The organism is Nocardia sp. CA-135398 (assembly GCF_050955845.1).
In the GTDB taxonomy this organism is placed as follows: Bacteria; Actinomycetota; Actinomycetes; order Mycobacteriales; family Mycobacteriaceae; genus Nocardia.
Genome location: NZ_CP192084.1, coordinates 7,188,526 through 7,206,448 on the forward strand (window position 1 = coordinate 7,188,526; position 17,923 = coordinate 7,206,448).

12 protein-coding genes and 1 pseudogene are annotated in these 17,923 nt (G+C 64.6%); 6 read left to right on the forward strand and 7 right to left on the reverse strand.

The window, feature by feature from the left end; all coding sequences use genetic code 11:
• Positions 1–166: 166 nt before the first annotated feature.
• Positions 167–2,725 (forward strand): ATP-binding protein, encoded by a 2,559-nt coding sequence (locus tag ACQP1T_RS32060; protein WP_433756760.1) that lies wholly within the window; start codon positions 167–169, stop codon positions 2,723–2,725.
• A gap of 937 nt (positions 2,726–3,662) precedes the next feature.
• Here the strand turns inward: ACQP1T_RS32060 and ACQP1T_RS32065 are convergent.
• Genes ACQP1T_RS32065 through ACQP1T_RS32080 form a run of 4 tightly spaced genes read right to left on the reverse strand, consistent with a single transcriptional unit; the run spans position 3,663 to position 7,772 of the window.
• Entirely contained in the window at positions 3,663–4,130 is a 468-nt protein-coding gene (locus ACQP1T_RS32065) for a hypothetical protein (protein ID WP_433756761.1), read from the reverse strand.
• Positions 4,127–5,893, reverse strand: a complete 1,767-nt coding sequence (locus ACQP1T_RS32070; protein WP_433756762.1) for a bifunctional 3-(3-hydroxy-phenyl)propionate/3-hydroxycinnamic acid hydroxylase — start codon at positions 5,891–5,893, stop codon at positions 4,127–4,129. Before ACQP1T_RS32070 ends, ACQP1T_RS32065 begins: the two co-directional genes overlap by 4 nt.
• Positions 5,890–6,915: a VOC family protein gene (locus ACQP1T_RS32075; RefSeq protein ID WP_433756763.1), complete on the reverse strand. Its 1,026-nt coding sequence runs from the start codon at positions 6,913–6,915 to the stop codon at positions 5,890–5,892. Before ACQP1T_RS32075 ends, ACQP1T_RS32070 begins: the two co-directional genes overlap by 4 nt.
• The gene (locus ACQP1T_RS32080) at positions 6,912–7,772 is read right to left on the reverse strand and encodes an alpha/beta fold hydrolase (RefSeq protein ID WP_433762444.1); all 861 of its coding nucleotides are present in this window, start codon (positions 7,770–7,772) and stop codon (positions 6,912–6,914) included. Before ACQP1T_RS32080 ends, ACQP1T_RS32075 begins: the two co-directional genes overlap by 4 nt.
• 193 nt (positions 7,773–7,965) lie before the next feature.
• On the opposite strand from ACQP1T_RS32080, the gene ACQP1T_RS32085 reads away from it, so the two are divergent.
• The gene (locus ACQP1T_RS32085; RefSeq protein ID WP_433756764.1) at positions 7,966–9,237 is read left to right on the forward strand and encodes an NADH:flavin oxidoreductase; all 1,272 of its coding nucleotides are present in this window, start codon (positions 7,966–7,968) and stop codon (positions 9,235–9,237) included.
• A 9-nt stretch (positions 9,238–9,246) separates the two neighbouring features.
• Positions 9,247–9,744, forward strand: coding sequence for an EthD domain-containing protein (locus ACQP1T_RS32090; RefSeq protein WP_433756765.1), 498 nt, complete (start codon positions 9,247–9,249; stop codon positions 9,742–9,744).
• A 224-nt stretch (positions 9,745–9,968) separates the two neighbouring features.
• Here the strand turns inward: ACQP1T_RS32090 and ACQP1T_RS32095 are convergent, their stop codons facing one another.
• The 3 genes and pseudogenes from ACQP1T_RS32095 to ACQP1T_RS32105 form a co-directional block, all read right to left on the reverse strand.
• The gene (locus ACQP1T_RS32095) at positions 9,969–11,351 is read right to left on the reverse strand and encodes an MFS transporter (RefSeq protein ID WP_433756766.1); all 1,383 of its coding nucleotides are present in this window, start codon (positions 11,349–11,351) and stop codon (positions 9,969–9,971) included.
• Positions 11,352–11,512: 161 nt separating this feature from the next.
• A complete protein-coding gene (locus ACQP1T_RS32100; RefSeq protein ID WP_433756767.1) occupies positions 11,513–12,190 on the reverse strand; it encodes an SGNH/GDSL hydrolase family protein in 678 nt (225 codons plus the stop codon).
• A 32-nt stretch (positions 12,191–12,222) separates the two neighbouring features.
• Positions 12,223–14,619, reverse strand: a pseudogene (locus ACQP1T_RS32105) (LuxR C-terminal-related transcriptional regulator); the annotation flags it as partial.
• A gap of 196 nt (positions 14,620–14,815) precedes the next feature.
• On the opposite strand from ACQP1T_RS32105, the gene ACQP1T_RS32110 reads away from it, so the two are divergent.
• The 3 genes from ACQP1T_RS32110 to ACQP1T_RS32120 all read left to right on the forward strand — a co-directional run bounded on the left by ACQP1T_RS32110 (position 14,816) and on the right by ACQP1T_RS32120 (position 17,839).
• Positions 14,816–15,127: a hypothetical protein gene (locus tag ACQP1T_RS32110; protein WP_433756768.1), complete on the forward strand. Its 312-nt coding sequence runs from the start codon at positions 14,816–14,818 to the stop codon at positions 15,125–15,127.
• Positions 15,128–15,351: 224 nt separating this feature from the next.
• Complete coding sequence (locus tag ACQP1T_RS32115) at positions 15,352–16,455, forward strand: terpene synthase family protein (protein ID WP_433756769.1); 1,104 nt, start codon at positions 15,352–15,354, stop codon at positions 16,453–16,455.
• Between the two features lie 115 nt (positions 16,456–16,570).
• On the forward strand, positions 16,571–17,839 hold the full coding sequence (locus ACQP1T_RS32120; RefSeq protein WP_433756770.1) for a diguanylate cyclase domain-containing protein: 1,269 nt from the start codon (positions 16,571–16,573) through the stop codon (positions 17,837–17,839).
• Positions 17,840–17,923 lie beyond the last annotated feature (84 nt).

Sequence of the window (17,923 nt, forward strand, 5' to 3'; positions counted from 1 at the left end):
CCAGTCGCCCAGCCATACGACGGTGATCAGGATGTCGTCGATCCGTGCCCATTGTGGCGGAGTGTCGGATTCCCGACAGTCCCATGACTGGCGGTGCTTTCGCGCAGTCAGGCGGCGCTGATAACGCGGGATTCAGCCCGGGGTGCGGGGCCTATAATTGTGCGATATGGATGTCAGGCGCCGGGAAGGTGCAGGCAGCCCACCCGCTGTTACCCACAGCTTTGTCGGTCGAGACCGCGAGCTGGAGAAGATCAGCACCCTATTACTCGGCCCAGCACGGTTGATCACCCTCATCGGCCCCGGTGGCATCGGGAAGACTCGTCTGGCCGTCGAAGCGTTGCGCCGTTGCGGTAGATCCGAAGCAAGGAAAACACGAGCGCACTGGGTGCGATTGGCTCGATTGACTCCGGATTCGGATTCGACCGCGGTCGCGGAAGAAGTCGCGCACGCGGTGGTCAAGGCGGATTTCTCCGGGCGATCGGCGTGGGACGCCTTGGTCGACACCCTCACCCCAACCGACACCACCGGACGTGCCCCGCACACCGTGCTGGTGCTCGACAACTGCGAGCACGTGCTCTCCGGTGTCGGGCCCCTGATCGCCGACCTCATCGAGACGGTGCCGGGGCTGAGCATCGTGGCCACCAGCCGCGAACCCATCGGCTGGATCGACGAACACCTGATCACCGTTCCGCCGCTATCGCAGCGCGAGGCCGTGGCCCTATTTCGGCAACGCGCCGAGCTCACCGAACATCCCGTCACCGGCACGGACCAGACCACTACCGCCGCCGAGATCTGCCGCCACGTCCACAACCATCCCCTCTACATCCAGTTGGCTGCCGCACGCCTGCTTCGCCAACCGTTGGCCGCCATCCTGCACGGACTCACCGGCCACGCCGATGACACTCGACTGAGTTGGTCGCATGGCCCCCGCGCGGGCGCCGACGCTCGCCACCGAGGAGTCGTCGACGTCATCTCCTGGTCCTACGAGCTGTGCAGCGACAAGGAACGTCTGCTCTTCGACCGCCTGTCGGTGTTCGCCGCCGGTTACGACACCAATCCCGACGACACCACAGAGGCTGCACCGGATGTGGGCGCCGAGCTGGACGCCATCGAGGCAATCTGCTGCGACGACGAAACCAGTGATACCCAAGTGCCGCTGACCCGGCCGGAGATCGCGGGTCTGCTCGAGCGCCTTGTCGATCAATCGTTGGTCACGACGCACAGGACGGCGACCACGGTGCGGTATTCCCTGGTGGAGAGCCTGCGGGTATTCGCCCAGCAGCGACTGCGCCAGCGCTCCACCGCCGCGGTGGACGAACCCGCCCGGCTGGCCCAGCGGCACTGCCGCTACTACCACGACAGGATCGCCTACGCCGCGGCCAACTGGTTCAGTCCCGATGGGCAAGCCCTGGTGGACTGGGCCCGGACGGTCTGGGCCAACACCCTCACCGCGATCGAAACCAGCATCAGCACCCCGGGCCGAGCCGGAGACGGTCTGGAGATCTGTCTCGGGCTGATCACCCTGCAGGTGTGCTTCACCAGCGGCTCGGTACGAGAAATACGCCAATGGACCCTACGATGCCTGGACGCCACCCGGGGAGCGACCCCGCAGCCCACCGAACTCCAGATCGGGGCCATGGCCACCATCGCATGGCTCGCCACGCTTCAAGGCACCATCGAGGACGCCGAACAGTTGCTCGAGGACTGCGTCGCCGCCTGCATCCCCGACCCGGACACCAGGCGGAACTGGCGAGATACCGCCGAGACCGATATCGGCCTGCCCGCTCCAGTCGAATTCGCGTGGGGGGCGGAGCTGATATTCGCGCGCCGTGACGACCGCGCCATCACCGTCCTGATCCGAGCCCGGGATAAGTTCGAAACCTATGGCGACCACGGCGCTGCCTCGATGAGCGAGCTGTTCGCCGCCCTGGCCGCGGGCATGCTGGGAACCGCGCAGCAGGCCCACGAGATCACGCAGCGTTACCTCGATCGCGCGACCCGCTCCGGAATTCCATGGGAAAAGGCTTGCGCCGAACTCACCAGGTCGACAGCCTTGACCCGACACGGCAACCCCACCGAAGCACTGGCCCTCGAACGATCCTCGCTGGCATATCACCTCGCGACCGACGAGCAATGGGCCGCGGTGTGGTTGGTGCAGTACCGGACCTGGTCATTGGCGCACATCATCACCGACTCGATTGCCGCCGGAAAACCCGACCGCAAGAAACTGATCGCCCTCGCCACCGAAATCGCCCACTTGGCCGGCGGCACCACAACTCTACGAGCCAAGCTCGGCATCGACATCAAGGCGTCGGGCCCCCTGCTCGACGAATCCGAAAAAGCTATCGCTGTCGCCCGCCGAGTGCTCGGGCCCGACGCCTACGCTGCGGCAGAAGCCCGAGGCATGCGTCTGCGTCCGGAACGAAACGAAGTGCTACGGCTGGCACTGGGCACACTGACCATCGATACTCCAGCGGATACGGTCGACACATCGCACTGGTACGAATTGACCCGGACCGAACAACAGGTCGCGATCCTGGCCGCGGCCGGGTGGACCAATATCGACATTGCCTTCCGCCGTGGAAAGTCGTCCCGAACTGTCGACGCCCAAATCGCGGCGATCTTCAATAAACTGGCCATCACTTCACGTGCGGACATATCCGAGCACATCCCCAGTAGATTTACCGACCAGGTCCGCGGCGAAATCGCCCGACGACCGCGCTGACGTACGCAATCGGCTCGTCCAGCCAACGGCGTGTGGTGTCATTCCCGGAGGCTATGTCGGCGAAGGTATGTTCGACGTCTAGGTAGTGGACGGGCGGTGTTCTGAACGACCCGGCTCCCCTGACATATCAGCATTCTTCGAGGTCAGACTCCCGCGCACCCCAGTGGTACCTGTGTTCGCGAGCCCCGCCGGTGCCTTTCCTTAGGTATAAACCACGTCCACTACCGATGCGGGGTCTGTACCTACCGGCCATGCTTGTTGCCGTGCAGAAGACGAAGGTCTGCGTGACGCCGTCATAAGACCTTCAACCACACAATGTTGCGACGGCCGAACTGACTTCATTGCCGAGTCGACGGCGAACAGGTGCGTATTGCCGCCCTGCGATGACAAATCCATCTCTCGTGGCCAACCGACCGGAAAACAAACCATCCATGACAACTGCACTACTACCTCTTGCATACGGATACCTGCGCGACGATTTGCTCCGTGACCGCGACCGGAATTCGAGCGAAGACAGACTGCGCGACACTGCCAGGTCACTCGGCTACGAGCTGGGCGCCGTGTTCTGCGAGCCCCCACCACAGAACGCGACACTGCCCCCGGCGTTCGTCGATCTCGTCCAGGAATGCCGGCGAGCCGAGGCACACGCAGTGATAACCCCGCGTGGACACATGTCGGATATGTCGGTCTGCCGGATGGTCCTTTTGGCGGTCCTCGAAGTGCGCGCCGGTGCCGCAGTGCACGAAGTCGAATTGTGAACGGTCCGCAACTCCTCATCGAACTGCCTACAGGCCAACGGCTTCAGCGATCGGCTGGATGACTGCGCACAGGAGTCAGTGACCGACCCGTCCACCGACGAGATCCAGCAGGCGCAGCACCTTGATCATCAGATCGGTGCCGATATTGCCCGAGCCGATGACGGCGACCTTGGTGCGGGTCATTGTTCCTCCAGCGTGAAGTCGACGGCACCGAGTGTCTGTGTGCCACTGAATAATTCGGACCGAACCCGGGCACCGGGGCGCAGTGCGGCCATCGGGCCGAGCGCGCCGGAGAGCACGATCTCGCCCGCGCGCAGTGGGGCGCCGAAGTCACGCGTGGTGCGGGCCAGCCACGCCAGCTTCACCCCGAGCTGCTGCTGGACCGCCGGTGATGTCAGTCCGATCTTGCGTCCCACGATCCGAGCACCCGCGGCCAGGCGGGTCCGAACGCCGATGCGCTGCACCGCATACGCCGACTCGACATCGTCAGGACCGATCAGGTGACGCACCGCGGCGCTCGGCGCACCGGTGGTCGCGGCGATGGCCAGTCGCTCAGCCGCTGCACGTACCGCGGTGGAATCGGTCACGGGCTCGCGCGGCATCCGGGCACCGGCCCTCACCGAATCGCTACGTGATCCAGAGCTCATCGAGCCTCCTCGAGGTGGTCCGGCGCCGCAGCGACCGATTCGTCGCTGTTGCCGTCTGATCGGATATCCGGTACCGGTCGTATGGTCGGCAGATTCAGTTGACGAACGAGTTCCCCGATCAGGACACCCGCGCCGGGCCCGGTGGCCGTGCCGAACAGATACCGGTCGGGGCGCAGGACTGCGACGCCGCCGACACCCACGCCTGCCTTGGCGAGCCACTGGCACAGCGCGCCGGTGTGATCCTCGATATCGATGTAGTCGTCGCCGCTCGTGCGAAACTCACCCGGCTCGCCCTGCGGGCGGCCGCCGAGCGGGTAGACGGTGACGAAACGCGCGCCGAGCGTCCGAAGGAACAGCTGATCGTCGTCATCGAGCACGCTCCGTGGGTCGACCCCATAGCCGAGCACCGAAAAACCGAGACCAAGTGCGTCGTCGAAACGTTGGTGTCGACCGTTATAGGTACGCACGTCGGGTTGCGGAGCGAGCGTGCCCTCCAGGCCCCACCAGCGTCGCCTCGGCAAGCCGAGGAACGCGTCGCGTCGGAAACGCGGCGCAGGCTTCACCTTCGCGCTGCGAATCCAACCCCCCAACCCCGGTATCCGCAGCGCGGTGGTGATCGCGATATTGCGAGCCGAGGCGGCGAAAGGATTGCGGAGCGAGACGAAGCTCTTCATGAACACCGACAGATCGATCATCGCCTTGGCATGCGGGCGTCGCTCGGTCTCGTAGCTGTCCAGAATGCTTTGGCTTGCACCGTGTTTGATGATCGCCGTCAGCTTCCACGACAGGTTGTCCGCGTCACGTACACCGGAGTTCATGCCCTGCCCGATGAATTGCGGTGTCATGTGCGCGGCATCCCCGGCGATCAGGATGCGACCGACGCGCCAGCGGTCCGCGACGACCGCGTTGAAGGTGTAGACGAGCTTGCGGAGCACCTCGACCTCGTCGGGGTCGACGTAGCGGGAGATGTGGCGGCGTACCGTCTCCGGATCCTCCATCTCCTCTTTCGTCTGCGCGTCGTGCAACATGAACTCGAAGCGGTGATGGCCGCCCGGCTGCGGGCATGACACGCTCGGCAGTTCGGGATCGCAGACGAAGTTGAAGTACGGCAGATGGCGGAACGCGTCGACCCCGTCCTTGGCTTTCAGGTCCACCACCAGCCACCGCTCGGGAAAGCTGGTGCCCGTCATATCGATGCCGAGGTTGGTGCGCACGATGCTGCGGCCACCATCGCAACCCACCAGGAACTTCGCGCGGACCCTTTCGGCGGTGCGAGGGTCGGATTCGGCAGTGCGCTTGCCGTAGTCGGTGCCTTGGCATTCGGTATGCTCCACGCTCACGCTGTCCGCGTTCTGGTCGAATTCGACCACCTGCCGACCCCGTCGCACCGTGACGTGCGGGTAGCGGTCGAGGGCGCGCTCCAGAGAATTCTCCAGGTACGGCTGGTACAGGTGGTTCACCACCGGCCAGCCCAGCGGGCGTTCGATTTGATGGAACTGCGCCAGCAGCGAACCATCCTTCCGCACCCATTGCACCGTGGAGTCGAGGTTCATGTCGGCCGAGAGTTCCTCTGCCGCACCGGCGGTTTGGAAGATCCGCATGCCTTCATCGTCGGTGTAGACCGCACGCGCGAGCCCGTAGTACTCCGGTTCCCGTTCGAGCACGAGCACGCTCACTCCGCGCCGCCCCAACAGGTTGGCCAAGGTAAGACCGGTAGGGCCCAGGCCTACAACCACGACGTCGTAGTCGGTGGTGTAGTTCATCGCGACAGTCCTCCCGCGAGTTCCGGGACAGTGATCTCCGGCGTGGTCGTGCTCCGAACGGCCTGCCGGAATTGGGCGAACTTGCCCAACACCGTCTCGCCGACGGGTTTGTGACCCCAGATACTGATGCCCTGGTAAGTGGTTGGTTCCCAGGTGGATTCGAGCTCGGGACCGATCGCGATCGGATTCCAGCCGACCTCGAGTTCGAATCCGGAGGGCGTCACGCAGTAATAGGACAGTTCGCGGTCGTTGGTGTGCTGACCGACCGACCACGCCATGCGGAAACCGAGTTCGCGCACCCGCTCGAACGATGCGAGCATGTCGTCCAGCGTTTCGGACTGAATATTGATGTGCTGCACGGAGGTTCGGATCGGGTCGATCTTGATCCCGCGGATGTTGGCGATGGCGATCGAATGGTGTCGTTCGTTGACCCGCAGGAATCGGGCCTTCATCTTCAAACCGGAGATGTTCTCGTCGATGTAGTCGCTGAGTCGGCAGTCGAAAACGGTCTGGTAGTAGCCGCGCATCGATTCGGGTTCACGGGAAATGATCGCCACGTGTCCCAGTCCGGCTTCTCCGGTCACCCATCCGGAGCTGATCATCCGCAGCGGCTCCGGCGTGGTCACCGGGACCGTGAAGATCTCCTGCACGATGCCCTTCGGGCCCGGAAAGCGCCACAGCCGCTGCACACCCCGCGCCGCCGCCTCTTCGGCGGTGCCATCGGCGATCGGCACGCCACGGTCGGTCACTCGCGCGACGATGCGGTCGAAGGTTTCGTGGTCGTCGATGTGCCAGCCCAGCGCGGTGACATCTTCGGCAGGTCCCCGCTGGATCAGGAATCGACAGGTGCGATCGTCGAGCCGGAACCGCAGCCGGTCACGGTCCGGCTCGTCCACGTGCACGCCGATCGCTTCGGCACCGAACCGCCGCCAATCGGTCAGCCGATTCGACTGCACCACAACATATCCCAGATGCACCGCGCCGAACACCGAGTCGGTGTTCGGTCGCAGGTACTCACTCATGACGTCGCCTCGAGGAATGCGGTCGTGAGGGTGTTGAACAGGTCCGGGCGCTCCCACTGCACCCAGTGACCGGTATTGGCCGCCAGATAGACATCGCAGTTGGGCATGGCCTCGGCGAGCATGCGGGCGCCCTGGGGCCGGTTGACCTTGTCCGCGGTACCCCAGATGACCAGCGTCGGATGGGTCACCTCGCGCAACAGCGAGTCCCGGGTGAAATCCATCCGCCACAGAGTGCGCAAGGCCAGTGGTCCAGACGGGCGACGCAGCGGCGGCTCCGCCACCACCTGCGGGTCGATGCTGGCTCGGAAGCGCTGCTCGATCAGCTCGTCGGACACAGCACTTCCGTCGAACACCAGATACTCGCGAATGAACCGGATGATCTTCTCCCGGCTCGGTCCGCTTCCCCGGTAATAGTTCAGCAGCTCGTTGAGACCGTCCGTCGGCAGCGCGCGAGTGGTGCCGATACCACCCGGACCCATCAGCACCAGCCGACCTACCTTCTCCGGCCGCTCGATCGCCAGCCGCAGCGCCGCCGCACCACCGTAGGAGTTACCGACCAGGTGCGCCGATGCGATGCCCAGCTCATCCAGCAGGCCGCCGACCATGCGGGCCAGATATCCGAATGGATCGGACTGGTCGACGAACTTCGACGACTGCCCGTAACCGGGCAGATCCGGCACGATCACCCGAAACCGCTTGGCCAGCGTCTCGACGTTGCGCACATAGTTCGACAGCCCGTTCGCGCCCGGCCCACCACCGTGCAACAACACCACCGCCGGACCGGATCCGGCCTCGCTGTAGAAGAGGTCGTGGTTGCCGACCCGAACTGTCCGCCCGGTGCCGACACCCTTGTCGATGCTTGTCACAGGTACCTCCATTGGGTTATTGATTAAATCATCAGTTGCGATCATATATTCTGTCAAGCAAAACTGATGAAATCATCAAATTTGGGCTGAGGCCGACCGACCCTCACCTCGCTGCTTGACGGCTCTCCCCTTCTGAGGTTCACTGAGTTCTCGATCACACATGATGAAATGATCAGGAGGATGGATGGTCGACAGTTTGCTGCGCAGACCGCTCGACATCGGGGCGATGCGAGTCGATGGCCGCCTCTTCAAGTCGGCCACCAGCGAAACCCGGGCCAGCGAGGACGGATTCGTCACCGATGATCTGCTCGCGTTCTACGAGCCGATGGCCCAGGCAGGCACGCCGATGATCGTCACCGGGAACCTTTACGTCTCCCTGCAGGGCAAATCGGCGGGGCGGCAGGCGGGCATCGACCAGGACGACAAGATCGCGGGTTTGCGTGAGTGGGTCGGGGTCGCGCATGCCGGTGGTGCCAAGCTCGTGGCTCAGCTCAATCACGGCGGACGTCAGATCGCTGAGCTCGCCCCCGGTGCGGACCGCATCGTGTCGGCGTCGAACGTGCGCGAACCGCTGTATGGGACCAAGCCATCGCCGTTGCGTCGGGACGAAATCCCCGGCGTTGTCGACAGTTTCGTGGCCGCGAGCGTCCGTGCACGTGAGGCCGGTTTCGACGGCGTGCAGATCCACGCCGCACACGGCTATCTGCTCGGACAGTTCCTGACCCCGCACACCAACCGCCGCACCGACGAATACGGTGGGCCGCTCGAGCGGCGCGCCCGACTGCTGCTCGAGGTGATGGACGCGATCCGCGCCCGACACGGCGACGATTATCCGGTACTGGTGAAGATGAACGGCACCGACGATCTGCCGTTCCGCCATGGCGCCACGACCGACGAACTACTGCGCGTCGGGCGCTGGCTTCAGGACGCGGGCGCGAACGCCATCGAAATCTCGCGCGGGCACTACGAGTCGTGGCCGGGCATGGTGCAGGGCAACTATCGCGGATTCCTCAGGGCCAGTGTCAGTGTCGGCCCGGGGATGCACTCGTCGAAGGGGCGCAAACTCGCGATACGCGCCATCGCGCCGGTCATCGAGCGCATAGCCGAACGACTGCGCCCACCGCAGGAAGGGTTCAACCTGCCCTATGCTCGCCGCTTCACCGAGGCACTCGACGTCCCCGTAATCGCCGTCGGCGGCTTCCACACTCGCGCGGGCATGGACAACGCGCTGGCCAGCGGCAGCGTCGACGCCGTCTCGGCCGCGCGAGCCTTCATCGCCGACCCACACCTCTACCGCAACCTCACCGTCGAACCCACCCCCGGACATCCGGTCTGCGGCTACTGCAACGGGTGCATCGCGCGATTCAGTGGCTCGCGAATCGACTGCTACAACGACGAAATCCGTGGAAAGCGTGAGGTCATGCTCGCCCTCACCCGATCTGCGCAAAACAAGTAAAGGACAAAGATGTCGATCAACAACACCCACGACGGTGCGGGCCCGCGGCGCGGGTTCCTCACCGGCGCAACCACGGCGGGCCTCGCCGCCATTCTCGCGTCCCAGCTGCCGAACGCGGTCGCGGACCCCGAATCCGATCGGATCAAAATGGTGTGTGCGCTGCGACGTCGAGCGGACCTGTCGCCCGAACAGTTCGAGGACTACTGGTCGAACCGCCACGGCCCCCTGGCCACCGAACAGATCAAGCTGCTCGGTGGTGACCGCTACGTCCAGAGCCATATCACCGATGCAAGCCAGAACCTGCTGCTCGCCACCACAAAGGGCACCGGCGAAGCCTTCGACGGACTCACCGAAGTCTGGTTCCCCTCCCAGCAAGCCGTGCTCGCGGCGCTGGCCACAGTAGCCGGGATCGAGGCCAACCAGCGCCTCACCGAGGACGAGAAGAACTTCCTCGACCTGCCGCGGTGCTCGTACTTCCTGACCACCGAGCACGTGCTGCTCGGTTAGTGGGCGGGAGCGATCAGCTCGACGCGGGAGCACCGGTAGGCCGAGCCAGCCAGTTACACAAATTGACCATCCTCGTCGGCTTCACCGCATGCCGCACCGCGTTCCCTCATGTCGAACTACTGGGCCGATACCTCGAAGATGCCTTCGGCGAACTCGAAAACCATTACGCCACCGCGATTCCCGATCTCCCGCGGCCAGCGTGAGGCGGCCATGATCCTCGTTCGTCAGGCCTGGTCCGCTGGCCGCTTCGGCAGCAGGAACACGACAATGCCCGCGATGACAGCGATGACGAACGTACCGAAGGACGCGACGGCAAAGGCGTGCCCGGCGGCGGCAACTGTGCCGACTGCCTCGGGATGGAACGAGCTGAAGTAGACCGCTCCGATAACGGCAACGCCCAGCGCTCCGCCACACTGCTGAGCAGTGGACAACGCCCCTGACGCGACACCGGCCGACTCCGGCCTGACGCGGCTGAGCACCGTGTTGAGCGCTGGCGTGATGACCAGCCCGCCACCGACGCTCTGCAGAATGAGGGTGGGGATCACCAGCAGCGGCGTGATTCGCGGGCCGGACACCAGCAGCAGGCCGGTCGCCAGGTACCCGCTCGCCAATATGATCGCCCCGACCTCGAGGACTCGTCGTCCATATTTCGGGATGATCCGGCTCGCCACCATGCTGAACACGAAGAATGCGGTGGCTGCCGGTGTATAGACCAAGCCCGCGCCGAGCGCCGACATATCGAGGCCTTGCTGCATCGTTACCGACAAGGCCAGGTAATACGAGTAGATCAGCGCGTACAGGGCCAGGACGAGAATGATCCCGAGCGAGAACGAGCGCTGCCCGAACAGCGTCAGCGGTACCAGCGGATCCCCGCCCCGCCGTTCCAGGCCCCGCTCGATCGCCACGAAAAATCCGAACGCGACCGCGCTGCCCGCGAAGCACGCCCAGACCCACCACGGCCAGCCCGCCTGCTGCCCCTGGATCAGCGGGAGCACCCAAAGGAAGAGGGCCGCGCTGAGCATCAGGACGCCGGGCATGTCCAGCTTGCGGGTGGCGGCTGAGCGCGTCTCCGGCACGTATCGGACGGCGAGCAGGAACATGGCGATTCCGATCGGCACATTCACCCAGAACACCAGGCGCCAGCCGGAGTCGAACAGATCGGCGCCGATCAGCAGTCCGCCGATGACCTGTCCGCCGATGGTGGCCATACCCATGACGATGCCGAGCACACCGTAGACGGTATGCCGCTTCGCCGCAGGCACCAGCACCGTGACGTACGCGAAGACCTGAGGAACCATCAGGGCGGCGCCGAGGCCCTGGATGACCCGCGCGGCGATTAGGCAGCCCGCGTTCGGTGATAGCGCGCAAGCGACTGATGACAGCGTGAACAGAGCCACTCCGAGAAGGAAAATCCGCTTGCCGCCGTACAGGTCGGCCAGGCGCGTAGCGGTGATGATGAAGACCGCGTAACTGAGCTGATAGCCCGCCAGCACCCACTGCACATCGCTGGCGGAGGCACGGAGGTCCGCCACGATCGAGGGGTCGGCGACCACGACGATGAACGAGTCGAGGACCGCCATGAACAGGGCGGTCAAAACAACCGACATCGTCATCCACGGAATGCCATCGGCTTCCGCGGCGACTACCGGCTGATCAGCTGATCGAATATTTGCCACGATTAAGAGACCTCTTTTATTGGTCGGGGTCCGGCAATGCATGAGCCCGGGAAGCGTTTCGCCGCGCGGCACTCAGGCCTTGGGGCCGAGGATTACGCCGGTGTGCTGCGGCTCAGGGAACTAGCCAGCTTCTTCACTACCTCGGCCGCCATAACGGCCTGACCCGAGGTGGAGAAGTGGATCCGATCCGCACTGAGCAGATCGGCGCGGTCGTTGACCGGGTGATCCCACATGTCGACCACGATGGCGTCGTACTCGGAAGCCAGCCCGCGCACGATCTCGTTGATCGCGGCGATCCGCTCGGGCCAGTCGGGGAAGACCGGGACGACATACGCCCTGCCGAGCGTGAAAGTGGTCAGCACGGCGCCGGTCCCCTTCGCCAGGTCGTACATCTGCCGAAGCGTTCGCTCTATCGCACCGAAGTCCGGCCTGCGCCGCACGATGTCATTGGCCCCGCATGGCACGTGCAGCAGGTCCGGACGGAACTCGACCATGCGGTCCGCCTGGTTCTCGAGTGTCTGGGCGGTGGTTGCCCCGATCTCGGAGACATTGAGGTAATCCAGATCCGGCCGGACCGACCGCAAGATCCCAGCAACCCGGTCTGACCAGCCCTGATCCTGGTAGCCCGGGGTGGGATCGCCGGTTCCCGCCGAAAGGCTGTCGCCGATAACGGCATACCTCCCCCATGGGGCCCCGGTCAGCAATGCCGCGGCATCCGCTTGGTCAAGGCAGAACGGGTCGGTCGCCTCGGTGAAGACGTGTCGGTTCATGCAGAAGAGAATACGGTCGACCGTATGTTTTCTCAAGACTGTTTGGTTTCGTCCACGATCCAGGCGGCGATCTGAGCGCGTGAGTTGAATCCGAGCTTGCTCAGGATGTGTTCGACATGGCCTTGGGCCGTGCGTTGCGAGATCACCAACTTGGCGGCGATCTGTCTGTTGCTGAGCCCCTGGGCTACCAGATCGGCGACCTGTCGCTCACGCTTGGTCAATTTCGCGGGCGCGCGCGTCGCCTCGGCGGGCTTTTCCCCGAGCGCGTAGGCCACAGCCGCATCCATCTCGAGTCCTCGGCCATGTCGAAAGGCCGCGTCGAATCTGCGAGCGCCGAGGGTATTACGGGTCGTCCGCTCGCATTCCGCGTGAAAGCGCGACATGCTCCGCAGCACCGCCCGCACGCCGCTGCCCGCCAGCCAGTTCCCCTGGGCTGCTCCCAGCAGCACGGCCGCGCGGTCGGCGTCACCTCGGTCGGCGGCAGTCCAGGCCATCGCCTCCAGCGTGAACGCGGTGAACACCGGACTATTCGACCGCCGATTGACTCGCAATGCCCCCTCGAACAACCGTTGGGCACGGCCCCGCTCGCCTTCCAGCCATGCGGCAACGCCCAAGCCGCGCAACGCGGCCGAACGATAGATCAGTTCACCCTGCGCTTCGGTGATGGACAGCACTCGACGGTAGTGCTCGGTCGCTCGGGTCAGCTGGCCGCGCAGTTCGTATGACCACGCCAGGATGGTCAGAGCAGTGATGTAGAGCTCGCCGGTCTGGTTCGAACTGAGCATCGCGACAGCGCGTTCGAGGGAGGAGGATGCGTCGGCCGCTGCGCCACCAGCGAGTGCGACGATGCCGGATGCGTAGGCGAGCTGCCCCTGGATGGCGGGGGTGGGTTCTTGTGCGGCGAGCACTCGCCCTTCTTCCAAAAGGGCTGCGGCAGCCTGGAAATCCCCCTGCGGCGCGGCAACCTCGCAGGCGGCGCGTAGCCCGCTGATGCGGTCGGGTATCGATTGCGCGCCCGGGTGGGCGAGAACGCGGTCGATCCAGGTTCGGCCTTCCCCGTACAGACCGCGAAGGCTCCAGAATTGGTGCAGCGCGGCGGCGGTGCGCAGCCCGGCTCCCGCGGCCTCGTCGGTGTCCTCGGAAAAGCAGGATTCGAGCGCGTCACGCACATTGGGCAGCTCGCGTTCGAGGCGGGCGATCCAGTACGGTTGCCGGTCGCTGATCCACCCGGCTTCGGCGTCCAGCACCATTCGTTGGTACCAATCGCGGTGCCGTCGACGCATCTCGGCGGCTTCGCCGGACTCCCGCAACCTCTGCCGACCATAGTCACGCAGCGTCTCCAGCATCCGGAAACGTACGACGGTGTGCGATTCCTCCCGGATCAGAATCGACTTGTCCACCAGAGAGGACAGCACGTCGAGCGGGCTGTGCGGCGCCAGGCCGACACCACATACCTGTTCGACGGCGTCGAGTTCGCAGCTCCCGGCGAATACCGACAACCGGGCCCACAGCCGCTGTTCGGCCGGAGTGCACAACTCGTAACTCCAGTCGACACACCACCGCAGCGCCTGCTGCCGGGTCGGAGCGGTACGACTGCCACGGGTGAGCAGCGTGTACCGATCATCGAGACGTTGCAGAATCTGCACCGGTGACATCATGCGCATCCGGGCCGCGGCCAACTCGATCGCCAGCGGCAATCCATCGAGCCGGGCACAAATCCGGGTGACGGCAGACATGTTGTCCTTGTCCAGTTCGAAACCCGGCACGGCCGCCGCCGCACGGTCGGCGAACAGCGTCACCGCGTCGAAACGGGGCAGACCGAGCAGCGTCGGCTCCCGATCCTGATCCGGGACCGTCAGCGGCGACACCCGCAGCACCGCCTCCCCCGCGATATTCAGCGGTTCTCGGCTGGTAGCGAGAATCCGCAGGTCCGAGCATGTTCGCAGCAATGTCTCGGTCAACTTCGCCACGGCTTCCACCATGTGCTCGCAGTTGTCCAGCACGAGCAGGGTTTCCCGCGAGGCCAGAAACTTGATCAGAACCTCGAGTAACGGACTCGGCGCCGCGTCCCGCACACCAAGAGCGGCAGCCACGATATCGACCAATAGCGCGACATCGGAGACCTCGGCCAGTTCGACCAACCACACCCCATCGGCGAAATCCCGCTGTGCCTGCGCCCCGGCCCGCAGCGCCAGCCGCGTCTTGCCGACGCCCCCGATCCCCGTCAATGTGACCAGCCGGGACACCGAGAGAAGCTTCTTCACCTCCGACAACTCGGTGCGCCGACCGACGAAACTGGTCAGCTCGAGCGGCAGACTGCCAGCACTGTTGCGGCTCATCACGGCTTCCACCACCGCCGACACATCGTCGGGGATACCGCTATCCCGGGGGTCGAGCACCGGCTGGGTGGTGATCCGCAATGTCTCCGAACACCAGGCAACATGCACTCACCTTTCGCCAAAGCCCAGCGTATCGCCGACGAGTCCGGATGGGCTCGACCGCGAACGGCGGCCGCGTCGCCGTGGCATGTGGGATGCGCGAACCCGAAAGCGCCTTCCATTGCGACGCACCATCGATTAATGTGTCGTTATATAGCGGTACGTTAATTGACGGAAAGATAGTGCAATGGAGATCGCAACGAAGTTCTGGACAGTGCGTCGCGTGGTGGTCGCGACGCTGATCAGCATCGCGCTGGTGCTGCTGACGATCGCCTCCCCGCACCTGTTCGAGGCCTCGGCCGGACCTCGGGATTCGCACAGCCCCGGGGGCAGCCACGGCTACGGATCGGGAACGCGCCCTAACAGCAACGACCACAGTCAGCGCAACAGCGGCTACGGCGCCGGAGTGCGTTCCAATAGCGACGGCCACGATCAGTACCGGGGCCGTACCGAGAACCCCTGTCAGTACACCCCGACCGGGACGTGCGGTGCGCGCTGACAACGCGGTCGACGCGTTCGCCGACTGACGACACGGGCCACCGATCGGCCAACGCCCTGAGCTGAACCTCGCGCACGCCCGTTCTCCGACAAGACCTTTCACCAGAAAACCGAATCGAGCCATCTGGCTTACGGTCGTTTATCATTGAATGACCGGCTGCGGCCAGTGTGCCGGATTCGGTCCGACGCTCTGCCGCGGTGCGGCGCTGGTCGGGAGGGACTCTGGTGGTTGGCGAGTACACGCCGTTGATCGAGGCGCGGCTCGCCACGATGCGGGCAGAGCATGAGGCATTGGTTCGGTCGCGGGGGTGGTCGCTGCGGGAGCTGTTCAGTACTCCCGACTGCGACATCGTCGACTTCTGTCAGGGCTTCGCGCCGAATCGGTTCGGGGCGTTGGCATGTGCGGAGGTGGAACAATTCTGCCGGCGGTACGGGATTTGGCTGGACGCGGGGGGCGCGCACTACAACAGCATGACTCCGTATCTGCATCCGCATGCTGTCACCGCCGAGCGGATGACGATTATCGGGATCTATAACGCGATCCTGTTCTGGCTCAACGACACTGTCGGCCGCGAGAAGTTCGCCCACCTGACAGATACCGAAACACAGCGGGCCCGCGCGACGGTGGAACACCTCTGCCGACTGCTCGATACCCGTTGTCCCGCAACGAATCCCACTCCGGTGGCGGCCGCGACCGGCGAGTTCCTGGAGCGGGTGGCGGCTTGGGCGGACCCGGACTGGCTGACACGGTTCCTCGATTCGACCATCGACCATCTGCGTCCGGCAATCCGGGATCAGAATGCCCGCGCTCGCGGCGAATTGCTCACCGTAGCGGATTACATCGACCTGCGCGCGCAGGTGTCGGGCATGTATCCCGCGATCGCGCTGTGCGAGTTCGGCCGCGACGAATATCTGCCGTGGGATCGGATTCGTGCCGTCGGTCTCGACGCCGATCTGCGGCAGCTACGGCGCTCGACCGTAGAGATCGGCGCGCTGATGAACGACATGTTCTCCTTCGAAAAGGAATGCATCCACGACCGCGCCGATTTCAACCTGATCCCGGTCTGCCTGCTGAACAACCCGGGTGCCACCCTTGCCGACGCTGTGCACGATGCCGCACGACTCGTGCGCGACCGGCTGACCGAATTCCGCAGGATTCGCGCCGAGATCGAGCGGGGGTGCGAGGAGATCACCGACAACACCATCGCTGATTCGGTATCGGCCCATATCGAGGACCTGCTCGGCTGCGTGCAGGCCACCTGGGTATGGCAGAACACAACCCTCAGATATAAGGGGGCGTCGATCTTCGACGAAAACCGCCTCTCGTGAATGTTGCCCAACCCGGAAATTTCCACACGAAACGGTCTGCACGGTCTATCGTTCGGTTGAACGCAACGCCGCTCTCGGTCAGGGGTTGAGCGGCGCAAGGTATCGAAGGGTTGTGGTGGACGACTCCCAGTGTGCGGCACTGGCTCGAACCTGGTGGCAAACACTTGCCGCCGCCGACGGCATGCGTATGCCCGATGACTTCGGATACCAACAGTTATCCGGCCTGATCGATGAGCTTTCAGCAGCCCTCGCGGCCGACCCCTTCGATGTCACCGTAGGCAGCCGAGTCGGAGCGGCCCTATCGGCCGCCCACTTGGCCGAGGAGCTGGTGCCGACGGTGTCGGCCCAGGTGTTGTATCGGCTGGCCGACTACTCCGATCGGCCCGACGCCCGACAGCGCCTCGCCGGACTGCTGGCCGCCCTGGGACAAGGCCATCAGGCACACCGCGATCAGTCTCGTGCACAGCGGTACACAACCGAGCACGACGAACAGGATGCGAGATATCGCATCCTGTTCGACAATACGGCCGTCGCGATCGCCATCGGCGACACCAATGGCACACTGCTGGAAGCCAATCGGGGCTTGGCCGACATGATCGGGGTACCGGTCGAGGCGTTGCGCGGGATATCGGTCTACGACTTCGCCCATCCCGACGACCGAGACGATATCCGTGCCCTGCTCTACGAGCAGCTGGTCCCTACCGGGGCAGGCACGGTCCGACTCGAGCGTCGACTGGTGCGTGCCGACGGCAGCGTCGGGTGGATGTCATTCGCCATCTCCTATGTCAAAGGAAGCGACGGAAAGCCCGACTACCTGCTGGCCATCGGTGCCGACAGCACCGAAGAACACCGACTCCAGCTGGAACTTCGCAGGCAGGCCCGACATGATCCGCTCACCGGCCTTCCGAACCGACGCTACCTACTCGAGCGGATCGAAGAACTCGTCGCGACCGCCGACGAAAGTGACCGGGCCGGACTATGTTTCGCCGATCTCGATCACTTCAAATATGTCAACGACCGCTTCGGCCACGGCACCGGCGATAAAGTCCTGGTCGCGGTGGCCACCCGCTTGCGCGACAAACTTTCTGGGTACGACTGCCTCATTTCCCGGCTCGGCGGCGACGAGTTCGTCGTCCTGATCCCGCCGCCAGCCACCACTGACCAGATAACGGCCATCGCGGACCGACTATTGTCGGTATTCCCCGACCCCATCACCGTCGGCGGCCAGCAAATGCGAATAGCGGCCAGCATCGGTGCGGTGATCACACCGATCGCCGGCGCCAATGCCGAATCCCTGCTCGACGCCGCCGACGCCAGCCTCTATTACGCGAAAACCAATGAAAAGGGGCACTGGGTCCTGCACACCCTGCAGGCCCCGACCTGAGGCGTGTCGAATCAGCCTCCCGGTCAGCGGGCCGAAAGCACGCCGATCCGCGCTCGAGGTGGACGACCGCGACGACATCGCCGA

Excerpts from the sequence above, each read along its gene's own strand:
- ACQP1T_RS32065 (WP_433756761.1), bottom strand. The coding sequence starts at position 4,130 with ATGAGCTCTGGATCACGTAGCGATTCGGTGAGGGCCGGTGCCCGGATG.
- ACQP1T_RS32090 (WP_433756765.1), top strand. The coding sequence starts at position 9,247 with ATGTCGATCAACAACACCCACGACGGTGCGGGCCCGCGGCGCGGGTTC.
- ACQP1T_RS32085 (WP_433756764.1), top strand. The coding sequence starts at position 7,966 with ATGGTCGACAGTTTGCTGCGCAGACCGCTCGACATCGGGGCGATGCGA.
- ACQP1T_RS32095 (WP_433756766.1), bottom strand. The coding sequence starts at position 11,351 with ATGTCGGTTGTTTTGACCGCCCTGTTCATGGCGGTCCTCGACTCGTTC.
- ACQP1T_RS32070 (WP_433756762.1), bottom strand. The coding sequence starts at position 5,893 with ATGAACTACACCACCGACTACGACGTCGTGGTTGTAGGCCTGGGCCCT.
- ACQP1T_RS32060 (WP_433756760.1), top strand. The coding sequence starts at position 167 with ATGGATGTCAGGCGCCGGGAAGGTGCAGGCAGCCCACCCGCTGTTACC.
- ACQP1T_RS32110 (WP_433756768.1), top strand. The coding sequence starts at position 14,816 with ATGGAGATCGCAACGAAGTTCTGGACAGTGCGTCGCGTGGTGGTCGCG.
- ACQP1T_RS32100 (WP_433756767.1), bottom strand. The coding sequence starts at position 12,190 with ATGAACCGACACGTCTTCACCGAGGCGACCGACCCGTTCTGCCTTGAC.
- ACQP1T_RS32075 (WP_433756763.1), bottom strand. The coding sequence starts at position 6,915 with ATGAGTGAGTACCTGCGACCGAACACCGACTCGGTGTTCGGCGCGGTG.